The sequence below is a fragment of the Zhongshania sp. genome, assembly GCF_041623545.1.
Taxonomy (GTDB): Bacteria; Pseudomonadota; Gammaproteobacteria; order Pseudomonadales; family Spongiibacteraceae; genus Spongiibacter.
This window is the reverse complement of record NZ_JBFJWS010000001.1, coordinates 50023-69774: the sequence shown is the minus strand read 5'-3', so window position 1 is coordinate 69774 and position 19752 is coordinate 50023. Positions and strand designations below refer to the sequence as shown.

General features: G+C 51.0%; 17 protein-coding genes. 16 read left to right on the top strand and 1 reads right to left on the bottom strand.

Going from position 1 to position 19752, the window contains the following annotated elements:
- Positions 1–64: 64 nt before the first annotated feature.
- The 15 genes from ABYT30_RS00295 to ABYT30_RS00225 all read left to right on the top strand — a co-directional run bounded on the left by ABYT30_RS00295 (position 65) and on the right by ABYT30_RS00225 (position 17945).
- Entirely contained in the window at positions 65–3475 is a 3411-nt protein-coding gene (locus ABYT30_RS00295) for a FimV/HubP family polar landmark protein (RefSeq protein ID WP_373094842.1), read from the top strand.
- 21 nt (positions 3476–3496) lie between these two features.
- Positions 3497–4333 carry a tRNA pseudouridine(38-40) synthase TruA gene (gene truA / locus ABYT30_RS00290; RefSeq protein ID WP_373078493.1) on the top strand — a complete coding sequence of 279 codons (837 nt, stop codon included), beginning with the start codon at positions 3497–3499 and terminating at the stop codon, positions 4331–4333.
- 75 nt (positions 4334–4408) lie between these two features.
- Positions 4409–5044 carry a phosphoribosylanthranilate isomerase gene (locus ABYT30_RS00285; protein WP_373094839.1) on the top strand — a complete coding sequence of 212 codons (636 nt, stop codon included), beginning with the start codon at positions 4409–4411 and terminating at the stop codon, positions 5042–5044.
- The gene (gene trpB, locus ABYT30_RS00280) at positions 5045–6268 is read left to right on the top strand and encodes a tryptophan synthase subunit beta (RefSeq protein ID WP_373078487.1); all 1224 of its coding nucleotides are present in this window, start codon (positions 5045–5047) and stop codon (positions 6266–6268) included.
- Between the two features lie 12 nt (positions 6269–6280).
- Positions 6281–7090 (top strand): tryptophan synthase subunit alpha, encoded by an 810-nt coding sequence (trpA, locus tag ABYT30_RS00275; protein ID WP_373078485.1) that lies wholly within the window; start codon positions 6281–6283, stop codon positions 7088–7090.
- A gap of 159 nt (positions 7091–7249) precedes the next feature.
- Positions 7250–8119 (top strand): acetyl-CoA carboxylase, carboxyltransferase subunit beta, encoded by an 870-nt coding sequence (gene accD / locus ABYT30_RS00270; RefSeq protein WP_373078483.1) that lies wholly within the window; start codon positions 7250–7252, stop codon positions 8117–8119.
- Between the two features lie 14 nt (positions 8120–8133).
- Entirely contained in the window at positions 8134–9447 is a 1314-nt protein-coding gene (folC, locus tag ABYT30_RS00265; protein WP_373078480.1) for a bifunctional tetrahydrofolate synthase/dihydrofolate synthase, read from the top strand.
- Positions 9444–10079 carry an SPOR domain-containing protein gene (locus ABYT30_RS00260; RefSeq protein WP_373094838.1) on the top strand — a complete coding sequence of 212 codons (636 nt, stop codon included), beginning with the start codon at positions 9444–9446 and terminating at the stop codon, positions 10077–10079. The genes folC and ABYT30_RS00260 overlap by 4 nt, the downstream gene beginning before the upstream one ends.
- A gap of 96 nt (positions 10080–10175) precedes the next feature.
- Positions 10176–10700, top strand: coding sequence for a CvpA family protein (locus tag ABYT30_RS00255; protein ID WP_373078476.1), 525 nt, complete (start codon positions 10176–10178; stop codon positions 10698–10700).
- Between the two features lie 36 nt (positions 10701–10736).
- On the top strand, positions 10737–12257 hold the full coding sequence (purF, locus tag ABYT30_RS00250; RefSeq protein ID WP_373078474.1) for an amidophosphoribosyltransferase: 1521 nt from the start codon (positions 10737–10739) through the stop codon (positions 12255–12257).
- A gap of 25 nt (positions 12258–12282) precedes the next feature.
- Positions 12283–13494, top strand: a complete 1212-nt coding sequence (locus tag ABYT30_RS00245) for an O-succinylhomoserine sulfhydrylase (RefSeq protein WP_373078471.1) — start codon at positions 12283–12285, stop codon at positions 13492–13494.
- The gene (locus ABYT30_RS00240) at positions 13484–14413 is read left to right on the top strand and encodes an AAA family ATPase (protein ID WP_373078469.1); all 930 of its coding nucleotides are present in this window, start codon (positions 13484–13486) and stop codon (positions 14411–14413) included. Before ABYT30_RS00245 ends, ABYT30_RS00240 begins: the two co-directional genes overlap by 11 nt.
- Before the next feature lie 2 nt (positions 14414–14415).
- Positions 14416–15369, top strand: a complete 954-nt coding sequence (locus ABYT30_RS00235; RefSeq protein WP_373078467.1) for a DUF58 domain-containing protein — start codon at positions 14416–14418, stop codon at positions 15367–15369.
- Complete coding sequence (locus tag ABYT30_RS00230) at positions 15370–17379, top strand: DUF3488 and DUF4129 domain-containing transglutaminase family protein (RefSeq protein WP_373094835.1); 2010 nt, start codon at positions 15370–15372, stop codon at positions 17377–17379. It abuts the gene before it with no gap.
- Positions 17376–17945, top strand: coding sequence for a mechanosensitive ion channel family protein (locus ABYT30_RS00225; RefSeq protein WP_373078461.1), 570 nt, complete (start codon positions 17376–17378; stop codon positions 17943–17945). Before ABYT30_RS00230 ends, ABYT30_RS00225 begins: the two co-directional genes overlap by 4 nt.
- A 12-nt stretch (positions 17946–17957) precedes the next feature.
- Here the strand turns inward: ABYT30_RS00225 and ABYT30_RS00220 are convergent, their stop codons facing one another.
- The gene (locus ABYT30_RS00220) at positions 17958–18569 is read right to left on the bottom strand and encodes a TetR/AcrR family transcriptional regulator (protein WP_373078458.1); all 612 of its coding nucleotides are present in this window, start codon (positions 18567–18569) and stop codon (positions 17958–17960) included.
- Positions 18570–18684: 115 nt separating this feature from the next.
- Between ABYT30_RS00220 and ABYT30_RS00215 the strand changes: the two genes are divergently transcribed.
- Positions 18685–19752, top strand: a complete 1068-nt coding sequence (locus tag ABYT30_RS00215) for an efflux RND transporter periplasmic adaptor subunit (RefSeq protein ID WP_373078456.1) — start codon at positions 18685–18687, stop codon at positions 19750–19752.

Sequence of the window (19752 nt, the reverse complement as noted above, 5' to 3'; positions counted from 1 at the left end):
ATCTAAGTGCAGTATTTCAGTTTAGCCGCTGAGAGCTGAGTGCTAAGACACAGACGGTGACAATATGGGTAGGAAGAGGCTTGCAACAGCGGTACTGGTAACGGGTGCCCTGCATAGCGGATTTGCGAGCGCGTTGGGCTTGGGGGACTTAACATTAGATTCGGCGTTAAATCAGCCTTTTCGCGCGGAAATCCCGTTGCGGGATGTTGGCGAGCTGGACGTGGCCGAGATCAAAATTGCCCTAGCCGATGATTCTGCTTTTGAACGTGCTGGTGTTGAACGCAGCCAGTTTCTTAGCTCACTCCAGTTTCAGGTTGAGCTGCAATCCGGTGGAAATGGTCGGATCATTGTTACGACTGCGAAAACAGTCCAAGAGCCCTACCTCGATTTTATATTAGAAGTGCGCTGGCCCAACGGCAAAATGAATCGTGAATACACGGTGTTATTGGATTTGCCGGTATTTGCCCCAGCGTCTCCGGCACCGACAGTGAATGTGGCGCGCAGCGCCGTGCAAAGTGCACCTGTTGTTAGGCCTGTCGTGGTCAATGAAGTGATGCCTGTTCGCGAGCAGGGTGGCAGTATTGGTGTTGCCAGCCGCGTTGCCCCGCAAGCGCGCGATATTGATCGGCAGCAAAGTTTACCTGAAGCCGCTGACGCGACGGAATACCGCGTCCAGCACCACGATACCATGTGGAAGATTGCTGATAAATTGCGCCCGAGTTCTTATGTGACCACACAGCAAACGATGCTGGCGCTGCTGAAAAAGAACCCAAAGGCTTTTGTCGCGGGTAACGTGAATAGAATCAAATCTGGCTATATTCTGCGTATACCCAGTGAGGCTGAAGTACGTGAAATTAGTCACGATCACGCTGTTGACGAAATTCGTGCTCAAGCAGTTGAGTGGCGTGGTGGAAAAGTTAGCCGAGTAAGCCCTGAAAAAAAGTCTGCGTCGACCTCTGCGAAAAGCTCGTCACCCGATCCTGCCTCAGCCAGCGCGCCGCAGCTTGATGCTACCGATAAATCTGGCCGGGAAACGCCAGCAATTGAAGAGCAGGCAGTTAAGTTCTCCGTTGGCAGTGCTGGCAGCGATACAGCCGCGAGTAACGACGTTGACGCACTGCGCCAAAAGGTGCGAGAAGAACAGGAGAATCTCGAAAAATCAATGCTAGAAAACGGCGCTATGCAAGCCCGTGTCATTGAAATGGAAAAGCAGATTCGCACTCTTCAAAATCTGATCACTCTTAAAAATAGCCAGTTGGCCGCGTTGCAAACTGGTCTGGCAAAAGGCGAAACGCCTTCTATCTCTGAAACACGCGCTGTAGGCGAAGATAATAGCGATCTTGTTGTGGCATCGGATGCCGAGCAAAAGGCAATGGCGCCAGTTGTGGATGTGGATAGCGGTAGCGAAGTAGTAATCACCGATCCGCTGCAAACAGAGAGTGTCGCAGAGGCTAAAGCGCCAGCAGTTGCTGAGGTGGATGAGACAGTTTCTGTAATCGATAGTGTTAAGTCTTCTGGTGCAAGTTTACTGGCGACTGCTCAGGCTTGGTTGAGCAATGGTTTTGTGAAATTTATTGGTTTGGGCGTTGCGGTACTGGCCCTGCTGATTTTAATACTGCGTCGTCGTGGTAACGAGAGTGATAGCGAGGCTGATCTTGCCGCTTTTGAGGCGAGTTTGGCTGGCAATGACGCCGCCGAGCAAGATGTGTTTTCGGCGGAGCGCGATACTTTTGATTTCGATATTGGAAATACCGACGCTACCGAGCTGAGTGATTCGGCCGACGAAGGTCGTGAACAGTCCTTTAATGCCGACGATTTTGATTTTGATAAGCTTGACGCCTCCGTAGATGGCTCCGACAAAGTGATGGTGGAGGAGGATGAGGGCGAGGTAAGTGTTAGTTCAATTGAAACTGAGGCTGTGCAACCCCAGACCGGTGATATTGTTGCTGAGGCTGATATTTATGTCGCTTACGGCCGCTACGATCAAGCGGCGAGCTTATTGAAAACGGCCATAAGCCAGGACCCTAGCAACGCCGATTTACAAGTTAAATTGGTTGATATTTATTTGGATACTCGGGATCGTGATAATTTTGCGTTGGCGTTTGCCGGGCTGCAAAGTTTGGGGGATAGCAATGCAATTGCCCGCGTTAAAGAATCTATGTCGGCAATTGAAGGGGTAAGTGATTGGCTTGAAGACGACGGCGATTTCGATCTTGATTTGGCCGTAGCGGATGAGGTCAGCCCGGAGTTAGTAGATAGTGACTTGGACTTTGAGCTTGACGACGACCTCGACTTTGAGCTTGGCGAAGAGGAATTAGCCAGTAGCGACACTGTTATTGATAAAGCAGTGATTGCAGAGGATGTCGCGGAGTCGAATGCCCCAGAAGCTACTGACGTTGACGACTTCGCTGAAGCTGCGTTGACGGGGGCTGCTGCAGATGAGTTGAATGAGGATAAAGCAGAAGACAGTGGCATGCTTGCTGAGAGTGATGTCGTTGACGAGTCAATTCGCAGTGCTGAGGCGGATGCATTGGCGTCTCTCGATGTCGATTTAGCCGATCTCGATTTTGATTTTGAGCCGAGTGCCGCGGCGAGCGCTGAAAATGACAGCGGATTGGATAATGTCAGTGATGACGAGCCTGAGTTGAGTGAGCTTACCAAGGCGGAGTCCTCATCGCTCGATAGTGATAGCGTTGCGGGTGTCAGTGACCTTACTGAAGATGATGATTTCGAGTTTGATTTTTCTGCATTTGATGAAGCAGAGGAAACCGCAGAAAGTTCCGCGAATGGCTCTGAGCCTGATTCCTTGCCGCCTAAGGCTAGCGAAGCCGATAGTACTGACGATGGTATCGATTTGGGTTTGTCTGAGTTCGCCAGCACAAGCGACGAGAATGAGGAGTTGCTCTCTGCTGATAAGGACTTTAGCTTCGACGAAACTGATCTCGAGCTCGATACCACGACGCTTAATGCTGATGCAGATCTTTCTGAATCCATCGACTTTAGTGCAGATGACGATTTAGATCTTAATTTGGCCGATTTCGATACGCCGGTAAACCCTGCAGCTGCAACGTCACCGCCGAGCGAAACGTCATTTAACGCTGGCGCTAGCAGTGATGCTGAGAGCTCGTTGGATTTAGATGATGACTTCTTTATGGACGCTGGTGACGGTGATGCGGTCTCAGATAATATTGAAAGTGAGTCAGAATTAAGTGGTACTGAATCGGCCGTTAAGCCTACCGACAGTGGCATAGCGGTTGAAGACTTGAGTTTTGACGAATTTGATGCGACCGAAGGCGAAGAGGAGTTTGATAACTTACTCGACACCGAATCCGTGGCAACTAAGCTAGATCTTGCCAGAGCCTATGTAGATATGGGCGACAGTGAAGGCGCACGCGAAATGCTTGAAGAGGTCTTGGTCGAAGGGGATATTCAGCAACAAAGTGATGCCAAGGCACTATTGGATATTATTGGCTAATCAACAGATATGGCAGTTGGCATGACGAGTTTTGATCGCTTTGCCGATGAGCAATTAGCCCCCGGAAGTCGGATAGCACTGGCCTTTGAGTACCAAGGTAGTGCTTATCGCGGCTGGCAAAGTCAGCTAAAGCCCCAGGTAGCAACGATTCAGGAGGTGCTTGAAAAAGCGATCTCCGCAATTGCGGCAGCGCCTGTGATCGTCATGTGCGCTGGGCGAACTGATGCGGGGGTGCATGCCACTCATCAGGTTGTGCATTTCGATGCGCCAGTAAGCCGGTCCTTAAAGTCCTGGGTGGCTGGCGTCAACGCCAAGCTACCGAAGGATATCGCCGTGCTGTGGGCGAAAGTCGTTCCAGATGATTTTCATGCCCGATTTTCTGCGACTGCTAGGCGCTATCGCTATGTTATTCTCAATCAGCCCCGTCGCTCCGCTCATCTTGTTCACGGTGTGACCTTAGTCGATACCGCGCTCGATGAGTCGCTTATGCATAAAGAGGCTCAGGTTTTAATTGGTGAACAAGATTTTAGCGGGTTTCGGGCCGCGTCTTGCCAGTCAAAAACAGCGATGCGCAATATCCATTTTGCCAACGTAAGTCGACGTGGTCGCTACGTGGTTATTGATATTGCCGGTAATGCTTTTTTGCATCACATGGTCAGAAATATCGCCGGCGTGCTTATTGCTGTTGGCAGTGGTGAAATGCCTGTGGGCTGGACGCAGCAAGTTTTGGATGGCAGGGATCGCAGCAAAGGCGGGGTAACCGCGAAGCCTGACGGCTTGTATTTGGTCGATGTTATCTACCCTGAGCGCTTTAATTTGCCACCAACCCATTTGGGCCCCGATTTTCTTGTGTCCTAAAGCGGGGTTTTACAGACACATCCCTAGCTTATTTGTTAATATTCGCTCCAATTAATTGCCTGGTCGTACATCCGAGTGTCCCGTACCCGCGTAAAAATCTGTGGTATTACCCGCGCTGAAGATGCTGTTGCAGCAATACGTGCTGGCGCAGACGCCTTGGGCTTTGTTTTTTATGAGGCAAGCCCGCGCTATGTCAGGCCTGAGCAGGCCGCAGGGCTAATGGCTGGATTACCGGTATTTGTTAGCAAAGTCGGCTTATTCGTAAACGCGAATGCTGCAGACGTACGCCGAGTAATGGCAGCGTGCCCTTTGGATTTATTGCAGTTTCATGGCGATGAAACGCCGGAGTATTGTGAGTCCTTCGCAAAGCCGTATATGAAAGCCATCAGAATGCGTGATGACATCGACGTAGAGCAGGTGATACTCACCTACGGCAGCGCCTCGGCAATATTACTAGACAGCTATAAACCGGGTGTACCCGGTGGTACGGGTGAATCCTTCGACTGGGGGCGTTTCCCTAAAAGTAGTGAGCAGCGGTTGGTCCTTGCCGGAGGCCTGCGCCCAGAAAATGCCGATGCGGCAATAGTGAGCTGCAAGCCTTATGCCGTAGATGTCAGTGGCGGGGTAGAGGCTGCACCGGGCGTTAAGTGCAGCCACGCAATGACGCGATTTATTGAAGCGGTCAGCCTTGCTGATCGACGGGAGGATTGAGTGAGTAGTAAGGTAGTAACACCTGATTTTAGCCAGTTTCCAGATGCCAAGGGCCACTTCGGTCCCTATGGTGGTCGGTTTGTATCTGAGACTTTAATTTTCGCTTTAGACGAGTTGGCTGAGGCCTACCAGCGACTGCGCAAAGACCCTGCCTTCCAGGCTGAGTTTGATCACGACCTAGCACACTACGTTGGCCGGCCGTCACCGCTTTATTACGCTAAGCGCTGGTCCGAAGAGCTTGGCGGTGCACGAATTTATCTAAAGCGTGAAGACCTTAATCATACCGGCGCTCATAAAGTAAATAACACCATTGGCCAGGCCTTGCTAGCAAAATACATGGGTAAGAAGCATGTTATTGCCGAAACCGGGGCGGGCCAGCACGGGGTTGCGACCGCTACTGTAGCGGCGCGCCTGGGTATGAGCTGCCAGGTATTTATGGGCGAGGATGATATTCAGCGACAAGCCTTAAACGTTTACCGCATGAAATTGCTCGGTGCGGAAGTTATTTCGGTTAAGTCGGGTTCGCGGACCTTGAAGGACGCCATGAATGAAGCCATGCGTAACTGGGTAACGAATGTTGATGACACCTTTTACATTATTGGTACTGCAGCGGGTCCGCATCCATACCCGATGCTGGTTCGAGATTTTCAGTCTGTCATCGGCCGCGAAGCACGGGAGCAGTGTTTGGCGCAGAATGGCCGTCTGCCAGACGCCTTGGTTGCCTGTGTTGGTGGCGGCTCTAACGCGATTGGCTTATTTCACCCCTTCTTAAATGACGACGATGTTGCAATGTACGGCGTTGAGGCTGGCGGTCATGGTCTTACCACAGGTGAGCATGCGGCGCCGCTAAATGAAGGTATTCCGGGAATATTGCACGGCAATCGCACTTACCTGATGCAGGATGAGGCGGGCCAGATTATTGAAACTCACTCTGTCTCTGCTGGCTTGGATTACCCAGGCGTTGGTCCCGAGCACTCATGGCTTAAAGATATGGGACGAGTCAATTATGTTGCAATTAATGACGACGAAGCTTTGGCCGCTTTCCGCAAGCTAACCTTGGTTGAGGGCATTATGCCTGCCTTGGAGTCTGCTCACGCAGTCGCTTACGCTGAGAAACTGGCTAAAACCATGAGTCCGGAACAACACATTGTGGTGAATTTATCTGGCCGCGGTGATAAAGACATTCATACCGTTGCAACACTCGACGGTATTGGGATTGAATAACGGGGAAGTATTTTGAGTCGTTTAGCTGCTTTATTTGCAAGTTTAAAGAGTCAGGGGCGTAAGGCTCTAGTGCCGTATATTGTTGCTGGCGACCCAGAGCCGTCGGTGACGGTCAGTCTGATGCATGAGCTGGTTCGCCAAGGTGCCGATATAATCGAATTAGGTGTGCCGTTTTCTGACCCAATGGCCGAAGGCCCGGTTATTCAGTTAGCTCATGAGCGGGCTTTGGCGCATAAGGTGTCATTAACCATGGCTTTGGCAATGGTCGCGGAGTTTCGCCAGACAGACAGTAAAACCGCGGTTGTGTTAATGGGCTATGCCAACCCCATTGAACGCATGGGTTACAGCGTGTTTGCCGAGCGCGCAGCCGCAGCCGGGGTCGATGGTTTATTGACCGTAGATATGCCGCCGGAGGAAGCGGAAGAACCAAGTCGAATCCTTAAAAATGCGGGCATCGACAATATCTTCTTGTTGGCGCCGACAACAGACGATGCGCGAATAGCAAAAATTGCGGCGCTCGCCAGCGGCTATCTTTACTGTGTCGCTCTCAAAGGCGTTACTGGGGCGGGTAATTTGGATATTGCCGCGGTTACCCAATTATTAAACAATATTAAAGCACACACAGATTTGCCCGTTACTGTGGGCTTTGGCATAAAAGATGGCGCCTCAGCGGCGGCTTTGGCGCCCTTGTGCGCTGGTGTTGTTGTCGGGAGTGCGTTGATTGAGCGCTTGGTTAAAGCCGACCGGAGTCAGAGTGCAGAAGAGTGGATTCCATCCGTTGTGGGCTTGATAGGCGAAATGAGAGCCGCGATTGACGTCTGATTGCTGGTAATGATTTTGCTCTAAGTGTCTTTGCGCTATGATGCCATTTTTCGTGTGAATGCGATAAGGTGGCGGCCCTGCGGCGCGTTACACATATTGCTATGCATAATAATTTTGTAAATTCAGCCAGTGGCTGATTATAACTAACAGGAATGGATTATGAGTTGGGTAGACAAAATTCTTCCTTCGGGAGTGCGTCGGGTAGAGTCAGAAAAACGCAGCGCGAAAGGGGTTGTTCCGGAAGGGCTTTGGAAAAAATGCGTGAAATGCGAGGCGGTGTTATATCGCCCAGAATTGGAAAGCAATATGGACGTGTGTCCAAAGTGCGACCACCATATGCGCATTGGTGCCCGCCGTCGTATTTCACTCTTTTTAGATGAGACTGGCCGTGAAGAAATTCTAAGCCACATCGAGCCTGTAGATCGTCTTAAATTTAAAGATAAAAAGAAGTATCGCGATCGCCTATCCGCAGCGCAAAAAGCCACGGGGGAAAAAGATGCGCTCATCGCCTTTACCGGTAAGGTAAAGGGTTTGCCCGTTGTCGTTGTGGCTTTTGAATTTAATTTTCACGGTGGATCAATGGGCTCGGCAGTGGGCGAGAAATTCACCCAGGCAGCCAATGTTGCAATGAAAGAAGGTTGGCCACTTATCTGTTTTTCTGCATCCGGTGGTGCGCGTATGCAGGAAGCGCTGATATCCCTGATGCAAATGGCCAAGACCAGTGCGGTTCTAGAGCGCATGAAGCAAAACAGCGTGCCTTATGTGTCGGTCATGACCGACCCCATCTATGGCGGGGTGTCAGCGAGCCTAGCATTGTTGGGTGATATTAATGTTGCTGAGCCCGGTGCAAGAGCTGGATTTGCTGGCCCCAATATTATCGAGCAGACTATTCGGCAGAAGTTGCCCCCAGGTTTTCAGCGAAGCGAGTTTTTGCTCGCCCATGGCGCTATTGATATGATCGTGCGCCGCGCGGATATGCGTGACACTTTAAGTCGAGTTTTATCTAACCTGACTCATTACACGCATTAAGCATTAGAAAAGCGATGCGCTTCACAAGGCTTGATGATTGGTTGCGGTGGCTGGAATCCCAGCACCCCCGTGAGATTGATTTGGGTCTTGAGCGCGTATCTGTCGTTGCCAAGGCTCTTAATATCGCCCTAGCTATGCCAGTGATTACCGTCGCGGGCACTAACGGCAAAGGTAGCTGTGTGGCGCTGAGCAGCGCCATACTGCGCGCCGAAGGGTATCGGGTTGGTACATACACTTCTCCTCACCTCGTTGAATACAACGAGCGTATTCTCATTGATGGTCGCCTAGTCAGTGATGACGAGTTAATCTCTGCGTTTGCGGCAATAGATGCGGCGCGCGGGCTCACTTCACTCACATATTTTGAATTCGGCACCTTGGCCGCGCTGTGGCTTTTTCAGCGAGCTGAACTCGATGTTGTGGTACTTGAGGTCGGTCTTGGCGGCCGTTTGGATGCGGTGAATATTGTCGATGCTGATATCGCCATTGTCAGCTCAATCGCGATCGATCACGAGGCGTGGCTGGGCCGTGACCGAGAGGTGATCGGGCGTGAGAAGGCGGGCGTTTTTAGGAAGGGGCAGGTCGCTGTGGTGGGCGATTTACGTCCTCCGCAGTCTTTGTTGGATTATGGTCGAGATATCGGTGCTCGATTATTTGTTAGGGAGCAGGCTTTTACTTACAGTGCCTCTGCGAATCAATGGCGGTGGCGGGGTGTAGGTGCTGATGGTGAGCCCGTCGAGTACCGCGGCTTACCTATGCCGGTACTCAAGCTAGACAACGCGGCATCAGTTTTACAGGCTTTGCAGCATCTTGACATGCCTGTTTCCGAAGGCTCAGTGTGCCAAGGTCTACGTCGAGCTACCTTAGCGGGCCGTTGTCAGCATATTGTGCTCGATGGCGTTGATATTGTCTTAGATGTCGCGCATAACCCTGCCGCAGTTGTTACACTGCGCGAACATTTGCGTGATCACGAGGTTAGTGGGCGTACGCGCTGTGTGTTTGCAGTGATGGCTGATAAGGCCCTTGCGGAAATGATTACTATTTTAATGCCTAGTTTTGATAGTTGGGTGTTGGCTGATCTGCATGGAAATACCCGCGCAGCGACTAGTGGAGATGTCGCTGCGCAGTTGGCGGCGCTGGGAGTATCGGGTGTCGAATGCGGGGGCTCGGTGGCAGAAAGTTTGCGGCGAGCTTTGGGTCAGTCGCAAAGGGGTGATCGCCTAGTGGTTTTTGGCTCTTTTTTCACTGTGGCAGCAGCGATGTTGTACTTGTCTGAAAATGGGGGAGTTACATTGAATTCGGCAGTGGCGCCCAGAGGAACCATATTATGATGAAACAACGCTTAATTGGCGCCTTGGTATTGCTTTGCGGCGGCGTAATATTGTGGTCTTTACTGTTTACCGGCCCGGCCGCTTCTAAGCTTGATCGTCACAGTCAAATTCCGGCGGCACCACAGAATGAGCCCCTGCTTGCGGTTGAACCGGAGCGGCCCGAGGGGATATTGCCGGCGAACACCGAGCTGCTCCCGCCTCAGCCGGTTCCGCGTGTTGACGATGACGCGTCGCAAGTACCAGTAGACACCAAGCCTAAGCCGCTCCCAGTCGCTGAGGCGCCGGCGCCTAAAGTAAAGCCAAAGCCAGCGGCGGCACCGGTACCGGCGGAAAAGACTAGTACGCCAAGGCCTAGTGTCGCGACCAAACCCGGCCTAGATCAACATGGGCTGCCGTTAGCTTGGGTGGTGCAGGTAGGGGTGTTTGGCAATGAAGGCAATGCTGCCGCGCTTAAAAAATCCCTGCAAAGTGCTGGCTATAAAGCGTTTACAGACCAAATTCAACGCGATGGTAAGCGTTTAAACCGCGTTTTAGTCGGGCCGGTAGTGAGCGAAGAGAAGGCTATTGCCCAGCAATCTGCAATTAATCAGCGATTCGGCGTAAAGTCGATCGTTAACCGCTTTGAACCATAGTGTCGTCATTTTAACGCTCAGAGTGAAATCTTACTTGGGCTGGGAGCGCGGGCTTGTTAGAATTCGCGTCTCGAAATTCCACGGGAGCTGTTTAGAGTGCTAAGCACGTTTGTTTGGGTAGACTGGGCCATTATTGGCGTCGTCACCATGTCAGCACTTATTAGTTTGATTCGTGGGTTTGTCAAAGAGGCTTTGTCACTGGCCTCGTGGGCAGTTGCTTTTTTTGTAAGCGTGGCATTCCACAACCAAGCTGTTGGTCTGCTAGAAAACCTAGTTGACAAAATTTATCTGCGAGAATTATTGGCGTATGTGCTGTTATTTGCCGGGACTTTGGTGCTTGGCAGTTTAACGACGCACTTTATTGCAATGATTGTTAAGCGCACTGGCCTGAGCGGCACCGACCGTCTGCTAGGTATGATATTTGGCACCACCCGTGGTTTGATTGTGGTGTTGGCCGCCTTAGTTTTACTGCCGTCTATGTTGACGGGAATAGAAAATGATCAGTGGTGGAAGGAGTCGCAGCTGATACCCGAGTTTCTGTTGATGAAGGACTGGTCAGAGCAGAGCTTCAACGATGTCGTTACCTGGTTTTCGACCTTAGTGTCGAACAATTCAGTATAAACGCATTGATCTTCACCTTAATTGAGGTAGTACTGCATGTGTGGCATTGCAGGCATAGTCGCCAAGTCCAACGTAAATCAAGATTTATATGATGCTTTAACGGTATTGCAACATCGCGGCCAGGACGCCGCCGGTATTGTGACCTTTGCCGATGGCAAATTAAATCAGCGCAAAGGTAATGGCTTGGTGAAGGATGTATTCCACACCAGACACATGCAGCGCCTGACTGGCAATATTGGTATTGGCCATGTTCGTTACCCAACAGCGGGCAGCTCAAGTCCGGCGTTGGCACAACCTTTTTATGTTAACTCCCCCTATGGTATCAGTCTCGCTCACAACGGAAATTTGACCAATGCTGCTGAGCTGTCCCAGGAGCTATTTCAGTCGGATTTGCGCCATCTCAATACGGATTCCGATTCCGAGGTTTTATTAAACGTTTTTGCTCATGAATTGCAAAAGCTTGGTAAATTAGTGCCTGAAGCAGACGATGTTTTTTCTGCTGTTAGCGGTGTCCATAATCGCTGCAAAGGGGGTTATGCCGTTGTCGCCATGATTGCCAATTACGGTGTGATTGGCTTTCGCGACCCGAATGGTATTAGGCCACTGGTTTATGGTGTGCGGGAATCTGCTGCTGGCAAAGAGTATATGCTGGCGTCAGAAAGTGTGGCTTTAGATGCTCTTGGCTATAAACTTATTGGAGATGTTGCCCCAGGCGAAGCGGTTTATATTCAAACTACTGGCGAAATTCACGTGCGTAAGTGCGCGGACCAAGTAGATTACCGCCCCTGTATTTTTGAACACGTGTATTTTGCCCGTCCAGATTCAATTATGGACGGCATTTCGGTTTATAAATCACGTTTGCGTCAGGGCGAGCGTTTGGCGGATAAAATTCTGCGCGACCACCCTGGTCACGATATTGACGTTATTGTGCCAATCCCTGATTCCAGCCGAATTGCAGCCCAATCTATGGCGGCAAAATTGGGTGTGAAATTTCGCGAAGGCTTAGTAAAAAACCGCTATATCGGTCGTACCTTTATCATGCCAGGTCAGAGTGCTCGCAAAAAGTCAGTAAAGCAAAAGCTCAACGCCATTGGCCTTGAGTTTAAAGACAAAAACGTGATGTTAGTCGATGACTCTATTGTGCGCGGCACCACCTGCCAGCAGATCATAGAGATGGCGCGGGATGCCGGTGCTCGCAAAGTTTACTTTGCCTCAGCAGCGCCACCAGTTCGCTATCCCAATGTTTATGGCATCGACATGCCGTCGGTTGACGAACTTATTGCCCACGGCCGCTCCGTTGAAGAGATACGCACCGAAATTGGCGCCGACTGGCTGATATACCAAGATCTCGATGACTTGGTAAGTTGCTCGTCGGAAGGCAACCGGAGAATCAACGATTTTGAATGTTCGGTCTTTAATGGTGAATACGTTACTGGTGATGTTGATAAAGCCTATCTTGATAAGCTGGCGGCTGACCGCAATGATAACAGCCAAAACGAACGTAACTCAGGCGGTGGTGACGGCGCGCTGATTGGCTTGCATAATGACGTTTCATAAAGACAGAGTGGTCTAGGTAGGCGATATGACGGAACAGGAATATTTAGCCCAGCGCGTGGCGGTACTGGAGGCTGCAGCGCTTGATACGCGCGCAGTGCGCAGTGGTCAGCGGCGCAGTGCTGAAGGCGAGCACTCTGAGCCAATATTTACAACTTCTAGCTATGTTTTTGGCTCCGCCGCAGAAGCGGCGGCGCGATTTTCTGGCGACCAGCCCGGTAACGTTTATTCTCGTTATACCAACCCAACCGTGCGAACTTTTGAGGAGCGTATTGCCGCTCTAGAGGGCGCTGAAATGGGGGTGGCTACGGCCTCAGGTATGGCTGCTATTCTCAGTACTTGCATGGCGCTATTGAAGGCAGGGGATCATATCGTCTGTTCTCGCAGTGTGTTTGGTACCACCACGGTATTGCTGACTAAGTTTTTAGGCAAGGTCGGCATAAGCACTACCTTTGTCGACTTGGTTGATCCCAGTGTTTGGCAAGCGGCAATTTGTGACAACACCCGACTTTTGTTTTTGGAAACCCCCTCTAATCCGCTATCGGAAGTGGCAGATATTCGCGCGCTGGCCGATATTGCCCATCAGCATAATTGTTTACTTGTTGTTGATAATTGTTTTTGTACACCGGCACTGCAATTGCCGTTAGCTTTGGGCGCCGATATCGTTGTGCACTCGGCTACGAAATATTTAGATGGCCAGGGGCGCTGTGTAGGCGGCGCTGTGGTAGGTCGTCGTGAGCATATGGATGAAGTTCTCGGCTTTATTCGGACAGCTGGGCCGAGTATGAGTCCCTTTAACGCTTGGGTATTTCTTAAAGGCTTGGAAACATTGCGACTGCGGATGATGGCTCACTCCGCCAGCGCATTGAGCTTGGCCCAATGGCTCCAGACCCAGCCCAATATTGCCAAAGTGTATTACTCCGGTTTGGCCGATCACCCCCAACATGCTTTGGCCGCGGCACAACAAAAAGCCTTTGGCGGGGTCATGTCCTTTGAAGTACATGGCGATAAAGACGCTGCGTGGCGGTTTATTGATGCGACGCGGTTGGTGTCAATTACCGCGAACCTCGGTGATGCGAAGACGACGATTGTCCATCCGGCAACGACTACCCATGGTCGCTTAACACCTGAACAGCGCGCCGAGGCGGGCATTCGCGATAATTTGATACGTGTTGCCGTGGGGCTTGAAGATATCGACGATTTACGTGCTGATTTACAGCGTGGTCTCGATGCAGTCTGATCAGTTGGCACTGCTAGCGCAGGTTAGCGCGGAAATTGGTCGCGTTGTTCTCGGTAAAGATCGTCAGGTACAGCAAGCCTTGTGCTGTCTGCTAGCGCGGGGTCACCTATTAATCGAGGACGTGCCCGGCGTCGGTAAAACGACCTTGTCGCAAGCCTTTGCCAAGGTCACTGGGCTAGATTACCAGCGGATGCAATTTACCAGCGATCTACTGCCCGCCGATATTCTTGGCGTGTCGGTATTCGATCGCAATAGCAATGCCTTTCATTTTCATCCGGGGCCGATTTTCACCCAGTTTTTACTTGTCGATGAAATAAATCGCGCAAGCCCTAAGACCCAAAGCGCGCTGCTTGAAGCAATGGCGGAGCAGCAGGTCAGCATTGAGGGGGAAACTCGGCCCTTGCCTCAACCGTATTTCGTTATGGCCACTCAAAACCCTTGGTTTCAGTCAGGAACTTTTCCCTTGCCGGAATCCCAGCTCGATCGTTTTTTGATGCGTATTTCACTGGGCTATCCAGACGAACGATCTGAGCGGCGTTTATTGGCCGGCGGCGATCCACGGGGATTACTTGCCCAGCTGCGGCCGCTGCTTAATGCCGAGAAAATTATTACTCTGCAAAATGCGGTAGATAAAGTCGAAGTTCGCGACAGTGTGCTGTCTTATGTTCAGCGTTTAATCGGCTTTACTCGACAAGACTCCCATTACGCGTTTGGTTTATCGACAAGGGCAGCGCTAGCACTTATTCAGTGCGCTAAAGCGTGGGCAATGTTGCAAGGGCGGGATTATGTTTTACCCGACGATATTCAGTTGATTCTCGAGCCGGTAGCGGGACATAGATTAAAAGCGGCGGCAGATAGCCAAGACGATGGCCCTGATTTAATCAAGCGCCTAATGTCGCAGGTACCGGTAGTGATATAGCGATGACGAGCCGGATCAGAGCGTTGTTTCGTCGCCGGTTTAACAGTTGGCTAGACAAACGCAGTCCGCGCTGTAGCGAGATCACCCTCAATCAACGCCGTATTTTTATTATTCCCTCCAGTGCCGGGCTCGGATTTCTGATCATGGTGCTGGGGCTGCTATTACTCGCCATTAATTATCAGAACAATTTAATTTTCGCACTGTGTTTTTGGTTGTTTAGTTTGTTCTTGGTGGCGATCTTACACACTTATGCGAACTTGTCTGGCTTGTTATTGCGCGCCGGTGCCGCTGAGCCTGTTTTTGCTGGCGAGCTCGCCAGCTTTCATTTGCACCTAGAGGCGGGGCGTCGCGATCGTCATCGATTAAGTGCAGGCTTTCCGGGGCAGCAATTAGAAGTCTGTGATATCGATGCTGATACTGGCTCCGCCAATGTCATTATTAAATATCCCACACAGCGCCGCGGGGCTTTGCGGCCCGGGCGAATGGAAGTGACGTCGCGATATCCCCTTGGCATACTCCGATGCTGGAGTGCGCCATCTCTAGACTGGCATTGCCTAGTTTACCCGCGTCCGCGCGCCTTGCGGCCGCTGCAAAATAGCGCCGACAGCGGAGAGGGGCATATTCCAGATCGTAGCAACGACAGCGATGAGTTCAGCGGGTTTAATCGCTATCAAACTGGCCACTCTCCTCGTCGCATATTTTGGAAGGCGTATGCCAAGGGGCAAGGGTTACTGATTAAACAATATGAACAGTCGCAGGCCGATGAGCTAATTCTGGATTGGGACAGCTTAGAGGGCCTCGGTGTGGAAGAGCGCTTGAGCACCCTGTGTGCTTGGGCCCTAGAATGCGATAAGCAAGGCCTTGCCTACGGTTTAAAGCTGCCAAGTGTGAGTCTAGCGGCAACGACTGGCAGTGGACAGCTTGGTAAGGTCTTACGCGAATTGGCACTTTTCTAAATGGCGACAACTAAAATTAATTTTGTCGCGCAGCGGCAGTCGGTAATTTGGTTGCTATTGGCGCAACTGGCGGCATTGGCACCACAAATTGGGGTGTTGCCCCTGTGGATGCTGGTTGTCTGGGCGCTGGTAGCGGTTTGGTATTGGCGTATTGTCACTGCGGCCTGGTCGTTTCCGTCGCGCTGGGTAAAGACGGGGGTATCGCTAAGTACCCTCGCGGGTGTTTATTTCTCATTTCCATCGCTGTTCTCCCTTGAAGCCATGGTCACCATTTTGGTGTTAGCGGTAATTCTTAAATTATTGGAGTTAAAAACCGCTAGGGATCACTGGCTTATTTTAATGCTCAGTTACTTTATTGTGGCATGCGGTCTATTGTTTTCTCAGCAGATTGGCGCGCTTATTCTAGCGCTCATCCAGATCGCGATTTTGTTGATGGCACAGCAATCACTGCAGCGTAGTCAAGCTAAAGCACTACCCATGTTGCGGGTGGTTGGCGTGATGGCGCTCCAATCGCTGCCGTTAATGTTGTTGCTCTTCGTAATATTTCCCCGCATCGGGCCTTTATGGACCATGCCCCTGCCGGGCGGTGAGGCGACAACGGGAATGTCGGACTCCCTTGAATTTGGCGATATTGCAAAATTAAGTCAGTCAGGTGCACTGGCATTTAGGGTTCAATTTAAGGGCCCGATGCCGGCTACTCAAGACTTATATTGGCGGGGGCTGGTACTTGACGAATTTGATGGTCGGCGCTGGAGTCGGAGTAGCTGGTCCCTGTGGTCCAATAAAATAGCAGCCCCATTACTGGGGGAGCAACAGCTTGATTACACGGTGACTCTAGAGCCAGGCAACCACAAATGGTTGTACACCCTGCCTTTGGCGGTCGTGCGCCGAGACGACGTTTATTATGCAAATCAACATTTGTGGATGCCTGAGCGGCCCTTGAACGGCCGCTTGCAGTATTCTGTGAGCAGCCATTTAGGCGGTACGTTGGCTGATACTGGGGCTGCAAACCGAAAAAACCTGAGCTTGGGTCGAACGCCTAATCCGCGCGCACAGGCATTGGCTGCGCAGTGGCAGGCGCAGTGGCCCGATAGTAAAGATCGCGTCGCTGCCGCTATCGCGTTTTTTAAGGAGGCGCCGTTTATCTACACATTGACGCCGCCGCTATTGGGTGAAAGCAACGTTGATGAGTTTCTGTTTGATAGTCGCCAGGGCTTTTGCGAACACTTCGCCGGTAGTTTTGTGTATCTAATGCGCGCGGCGGGAGTGCCTGCGCGGATAGTGGCTGGGTATCAAGGTGGCGAATTTAATGACCGCGACGGCTACCTGCTGGTTAATCAGTCCGACGCGCACGCTTGGGCGGAAGTGTATATTGAAGGGCAGGGTTGGCTGCGGGTTGACCCAACGGCAACAGTGGCACCGAATCGAATTCGCTTAGGCGCGGAAGCGTCACTTCGGGGCCAAAAAGGCTACTTGGGGGAATCGCCTTTGTCGTTGCGAAAATTCGATTGGACCAAACGCCTGCGTTATTTTGTTGATAATATTAATTACGGCTGGGCGCGTTGGGTACTGAATTTTGATTCTAGTACCCAAAATGATTTTCTCCTTCGTGTATTGGGTGATATAAATCCCCAGCGTTTGATGTTGGTGATTATGTTGGCTGGCGGTATTCCATTGGCGCTGGCGGCATTTTTTAGTTTACGGCTACCCCGCCGCGCGGGCGAGGATTTGGCTGCCCGTTACTACTTGGCCAGCTGTCTAGCGCTATCAAGCAAAGGTGTGGTACGAGGCGCAGGGGAAACGCCTGACGATTTTGCTCGGCGGATTGCGCTAGAGCAGCCTTGCTGGGCCGCCTGGTTAAATGAACAAACACGCCTGTTTACTGTGTGCAGTTATTTACCGCAAAACAGCGCTGCCTATCAGGAAAATCTTCAATCTTTAAAACGCGGGCGCCGACCCCAAAAGTGGCTAGGCCGCGCTAATGTTAAAACGGGAAGTGTGAGTAAATGAGTAAGTTTTTAATTGTGTTACTTGCGGTTGCGGTCATGTTTTATTTGAACCGTGTACTCAATACCATGCTGATCAATTTTGCTGAGAAAAATCAGCGTTCCGCGCTGCGTGTAGGCTATGTCCGCAAAAGTTTAAATTTTGGTACTTTGCTTTTGGGTTTCGTCCTAGTGTGCTTTTTTTTAGGTCTGGGGTATCACCAAGTATTTATTTTCATCTCGTCGTTTTTGGCTGTTCTGGGTATTGCCCTGATCGCCCAATGGTCAATGCTCAGTCATTTAACCGCAGGCGTGATAATCTTTTTTGCTTTCCCGTATGGTATTGGCGATCGCATCAGGGTCGTGGATAAAGACGATGATATCAGCGGCCGAATTCTGGAAATCGCTTTGTTCCATGTGCTTATTCGGCGCGATGACGGAACCACAGTGGTTTACCCCAACAGCATGATGCTGCAAAAAGCGATTATTAAATTAAATGCAAACTCATCCTTGGCCGCGCAAACAGAGGGCGCTCGCCCTCAAGCAGATCCGGGTGCGGCGCCGGCGCTGCACAAGGAGCTTAAGGATTAACGCTGTATAAATTTAGGCTTTATAAGCCTTTAAAAACATCTGCACACAGTGCTCGGCATAGCTTTGTAGTTCTGCCGTGGATTTGGAATTGCCAATACCAAGCAAGCTGCGGAATTGGGCTTCGCTGTGGATCATGGCGATGAGTTGGCTGGATGCAAAGTCGATATTGTCGATGTGCAAATGGCCTAACTGGTTTTGTTCATGTAAATAGTTGTTCAGGCGTTGTCTTATTTTACCGGGGCCGGCAGCCCAAAATAATTCGCCAACCTCAGTATTGCCGCCTTCACGTACGCAGACCCGAAAGATACCGATAGCTTCCGGACTGCCTAGTAGCGAGGCGAGGTGGCTACAAAAGTAATTAAGATAGGCCTCGCAATCCATGGCGCTGCTTTGTTTTTGGGGCACTAATTCGTATTCATCGCATTTGGACTCGATGGCGGCGGTGAATAGCTGCTGTTTGCTGCCAAAGTGGCTATAGACCGTTTGCTTCGAAACCCCGGCGGTCTTGGCAATACCTTCCATGCTGACTTTTTCAAAGCCGTGCTCGACAAACAGCATGCCCGCCGAGTGGATGATTTGTTGGCGCTTTTCTTCGCTTTTGGAGCGGCCGCGTTTTTCTTGCACGTTTCTATATCCGTTATTGCTTTTTTGTAATGCTAATTTAAACAAAATAGACTAGACAGTCCAGTTTGATTTATCTATATTCGTGCCATTCTGGTCCCACTTGAGAATTTTGGCAATGAAGCGCTTTTATACCGCAGCGGCACTGATATGTTTAGCGAATTTTCTTAATGGGGCAGCGCAAGCTGAAACACGTTTACATCCAGTCAGTCATCTGACGATCGAAGAACAGGAGTCTTACGAGGCTCAACGTTTATTTGCTGGCCGTGTGATTGGTAGTCAGCGCGCAGAAATTGGCTTTGAACTCGCAGGGCAAGTGTTGAGTGTCAGTGTCAAAGACGGTGAGCGGGTCGAAGCAGGGCAGCTGCTTGCTAGTTTAGATACCAGAGGCTTGCAAATTGAACAAACTGAACTCAACGCGGCACGGGTTGAAGTCAGCGCTAGGTTAGCGCAAATCGATAAAGATTTAATTCGTTTTCAGGCCTTACGTGACAAGTCTTACGTATCTGAAGGGCAACTCGAAACCCTCAATTCAAATCGTCAAGCGACAGCTGCGCAATTGGCGCAAGTTGAATCTAAGCTCAAAGGTGTCGCCCTACGTTTACAAAAATCAAAGTTAACCGCGCCCTTTGCCGGAGAAATCGCCGGCATGCAGCTGGAGGCCGGCGTTTTGGTTGCCGCTGGACAGCCACTTATGCAAATAGTGCAGTCTAGCCGCAGCGAAGCCGTATTTGGTATCTCCGACCAATTGGGTCGTAACCTTGTGGTCGGGCAGCCGCTGTCCGTCTTTGGTGACTTTGGTCAGTGGCAGGCGAATCTCATTTCCGTTTCGCAGAATCTCGACTGGCGTACTCAAACTCGAACTGTTCGGGTGAGCTTGCCGGTGGAGGCGCCAGCCGTTGACGGTAATACCGCATATTTATTGCTGCCCGAGACTCGCCCGGTTGAGGGTTTTTGGTTGCCCTTGCAAGCGCTACTTGAAGACGTGCGTGGGACCTGGGCTGTTTATCAACTTGCCCCCACGGAAGACGGGGTATTTCAGTTGAAAAAACGCTCCGTGCAAGTCATCTACCAATTTGAAGATCAGGTTTATTTAAGTGGCGGTCTGCGCAGTGGGGACCGCGTTGTTAGTGCTGGCATTCATCGGCTAGCGCCTGAACTCCATGTTAGTTTGGCTCAGGAGTAA